The organism is Bacillus nitratireducens (assembly GCF_036320425.1).
Classification (GTDB): domain Bacteria; phylum Bacillota; class Bacilli; order Bacillales; family Bacillaceae_G; genus Bacillus_A; species Bacillus_A nitratireducens.
In genome coordinates this window covers 1-588 of sequence record NZ_JAUMJO010000047.1, presented here as the reverse complement: position 1 = coordinate 588, position 588 = coordinate 1, and the positions used below count along the sequence as shown (strand labels likewise).

Annotated in this window: 5 tRNA genes and 1 rRNA gene; all 6 read left to right on the top strand. The window is 52.2% G+C overall.

Annotated elements, in window-relative coordinates:
- The first annotated feature begins 3 nt into the window (after nucleotides 1–3).
- The 6 genes from rrf to Q3V31_RS30730 all read left to right on the top strand — a co-directional run bounded on the left by rrf (nucleotide 4) and on the right by Q3V31_RS30730 (nucleotide 553).
- Nucleotides 4–119: ribosomal RNA gene (gene rrf / locus Q3V31_RS30755) — 5S ribosomal RNA — on the top strand.
- Between the two features lie 5 nt (nucleotides 120–124).
- Nucleotides 125–200, top strand: a tRNA-Val gene (locus tag Q3V31_RS30750).
- Nucleotides 201–208: 8 nt separating this feature from the next.
- Nucleotides 209–292: transfer RNA gene (locus Q3V31_RS30745), tRNA-Tyr, on the top strand.
- An 11-nt stretch (nucleotides 293–303) separates the two neighbouring features.
- Nucleotides 304–378: transfer RNA gene (locus tag Q3V31_RS30740), tRNA-Gln, on the top strand.
- 4 nt (nucleotides 379–382) lie between these two features.
- Nucleotides 383–458 (top strand) — tRNA-Lys (locus tag Q3V31_RS30735).
- Nucleotides 459–472: 14 nt separating this feature from the next.
- Nucleotides 473–553 (top strand) — tRNA-Leu (locus Q3V31_RS30730).
- Nucleotides 554–588: the final 35 nt, after the last annotated feature.

The following is a 588-nucleotide window of genomic DNA, read 5'->3' as shown; positions in this document are numbered from 1 at the left end:
ATGTCTGGTAATGATGGCAGAGAGGTCACACCCGTTCCCATACCGAACACGGAAGTTAAGCTCTCTAGCGCCGATGGTAGTTGGGACCTTGTCCCTGTGAGAGTAGGACGTTGCCAGGCAAAATGGAGGATTAGCTCAGCTGGGAGAGCACCTGCCTTACAAGCAGGGGGTCGGCGGTTCGATCCCGTCATCCTCCACCATATATGTCGGAGGGGTAGCGAAGTGGCTAAACGCGGCGGACTGTAAATCCGCTCCTTCGGGTTCGGCAGTTCGAATCTGCCCCCCTCCACCATTCTTAATTAATGGGCTATAGCCAAGCGGTAAGGCAACGGACTTTGACTCCGTCATGCGCTGGTTCGAATCCAGCTAGCCCAGCCATTAAGAGCCATTAGCTCAGTTGGTAGAGCATCTGACTTTTAATCAGAGGGTCGAAGGTTCGAATCCTTCATGGCTCACCATTTTAATCAAATATGCGGGTGTGGCGGAATTGGCAGACGCACTAGACTTAGGATCTAGCGCCTTTGGCGTGGGGGTTCGACTCCCTTCACCCGCACTTTTAATAAAATAACTCATACATGTCTTGCGGAA